A 2,651-nucleotide genomic window follows, 5' to 3' on the forward strand; every position below is an offset into this window, starting at 1 on the left:
GGTGATTACGTCCGAGTTAAGAGGGTTGGCGCGAACCCTCTTTACAATCTCCCGCGGCGACTACGCAAGTGGTCACGATGTGACTACCTTCCGCCTTCGTTCGGTCTTAACGCACCGGCTGTGATTTGTTCCTGACAAAACACCGCCTTGGCAAACATCCCTGTTTGCCATGCTAACCTCACTCAGTTGTCAGCACGTTGCGAATGTCGTGCCCAAAATCGCTTTTTATCGCCCTTAACACTATTTTTCTTATCCTCAGCTTCAATACCTAAGAACTAAGAAATAATAGCTAATAAGTATCAGGATAGACACAGAGTACGTATCCCTCGCGGGGAGGCTCTCCGCGGCCGCTGTTAGGCTCTTCATGCACCGAACCATCATCCGTGTAAACCCCAAAAACCCCAGCTAGTCGATCATTCAGAGGTCGACCATTATACTCTCTCGTCGGATAGTTGTAGCGGAAACCGGTATTAGCGTAACTGTTCACCCTCCCCCATTCCGTGAAAAATCCTGCACCAATGTGACGCCGGTACTCATTAACAGGTGACGATGGCGTTGCACTATGGCAGTAGTTAGGATATGGATTAACTCCCCGACAAGACGCATTTGTTAAATCTTTAACTATAATCCTACGATATCCCATATAATCACACCAAGATGAAATACCAAGCGACTCCTCCTGACGACCACGATTAATAAACCACTGCTTTAACACAAATCCATATTTGACCACCGCATTACCACTGCTATCACGACCCACTAACTCAAATACCTGCGGTAAAGATGGTTTGTGGATTCCAATTGGATAATCTACTTGCTGTTGCCATTCTGTAGCATAAGGACCCGTTAGGGTGACTTTAACGCTGGTACTTGTTGAATCGGTCATCGTTGCAGTAATTTTTTCATGAGAAACCGGAGCCCAAGATAAGGCCTGACTACTACCACCAATATCTAAATAAAAATATAAATTATTAGCACCCGTAGTCGGGAAGTTTAAACCATAAGACGACGGCGTAACTGACTGTGGTAGAAAACCCTTATCAGGGTTCCATATGTCAGCAGAAAGACCTTTCCATGAAGAGCCAGAGTTTCTTCTGTCTCCTAGGTCAGGTCTTGCAAAACAAATCACTGGCGATGCCTTAGGATTAATATAATAAGTGGCATTACCTGCCGTAAAACGACTTTCATTAGGTACACCATAACGTGTTTTTAATGTACCTTGAGTATTTGATAAGGTTAATTTATATGGCGCTTTACAAATAGTCAGTACTTCATTACGGGCAACAGGATGATTGAAGTTATCAACAATAGATAAATTTAAACTACCGGTAGCGGTGATACCATCAATCCCCTGACCATCGCCATCATCATCTCCCCAATAATTATACGGTGTGCCAATAAGTGAGCTTAATGCAATAGAATCAGTATCCGTTGGTACTAACATACCAATATCATTAAAACTCTGACCAACAACAGGTAAAACGATAGGATTTCTTTCTGAATTATTGGTTGTCGGAGTAAATGTTCTTCCATCTGAAAGCGATATCCCGAGTAGCGCTGCGGTATTTGTTACCCGGGTACGACCACCATCAAAGGTTAAATAAGGAGCTGAGCCATAAATAATATTGGTCGTTTTTGTGGTTAATGCATAATTAGCAAAAGAGATAGATTGTAAAACAACCATGGTTAATACCAAAACCATCTGCCGGGATAAATAGGCTAAACCAAGAAATTTTGAAAAATTTTGCCGGAATTTCGGAAATTTCGGAAATTTTGGAAATTGTCGAAATAATAAACTGCGGTGAAATAATAAACGGTATGAGCTTAACTTTAGAGAGGTGAAATTATAGGTTGGGCAGGTTGCGTGTTGCGTGTTGAAAATTATAATCCATATCAGATATCCTTGTCAATCCAATTTTATGATTTATTTAAAATTTTAAGCCTAATGGCATAAAATTTATCCATTCGTATAAATATGCTATAAAAGTATAGTGATTGCAAAAAACCATGCAACTTTTTTTGACGGTTTTATTGTTAACTTTTGTAAAGGTGAATGTAATATTACGCTTTAATTACGCCCTTAAAACCTATTTCGGAGAAACTTGGACGGGATTTTGGCTTTAAAAACCCCTCTCCTCAAAATTTTTTGGTTGTTTGAGTTTCGGACGTTTGTTGTTCTGCGATTATTTCTATACGGCGATTACGTCCGAGTTAAGAGGGTTGGCGTGAACCCTCTTTACAATCTCCCGCGGCGACCACGCAAGTGGTCACGATGTGACTGCCTTCCGCCTTCGTTCGCTGTTAACGCACCGGCTGTGATTTGTTCCTGACAAAGCACCGCCTTGGCAAACATCCCTGTTTGCCATGCTAACCTCTCTCAGTTGTCAGCACATTGCGAATGTCGCTAAATTAAATACACCAAACTTATTTGCCAAAATAAACTTTTATTATTGGAACTAGCTGATGCTATAACTGACGTTAGCGATTTATTGGATGGATTTTGGCTTTAAAAACCCCTTTCCTCAAAATTTTTTGGTTGTTTGAGTTTCGGACGTTTTGTTGTTTTGTGGTTATTTCTATACGGTGATTACGTCCGAGTTAAGAGGGTTGGCGCCAACCCTCTTTACAATCTCCCGCGGCGACCACGCAAG

At 41.4% G+C, this 2,651-nt stretch carries 1 protein-coding gene; it reads right to left on the reverse strand.

Features of this window, described 5'->3' with window-relative positions; translation table 11 throughout:
* Positions 1–289: 289 nt before the first annotated feature.
* Positions 290–1,684, reverse strand: a complete 1,395-nt coding sequence (locus tag H3U96_RS11040) for a hypothetical protein (protein WP_198196693.1) — start codon at positions 1,682–1,684, stop codon at positions 290–292.
* Positions 1,685–2,651 lie beyond the last annotated feature (967 nt).

The sequence above is a fragment of the Gilliamella sp. M0364 genome, from assembly GCF_016100565.1.
Lineage (GTDB): Bacteria > Pseudomonadota > Gammaproteobacteria > Enterobacterales > Orbaceae > Gilliamella > Gilliamella apis.

What these genes read in the sequence shown, in the direction of transcription:
- H3U96_RS11040 (WP_198196693.1), bottom strand. Translation starts at nt 1,684, where the DNA reads ATGGTTGTTTTACAATCTATCTCTTTTGCTAATTATGCATTAACCACA.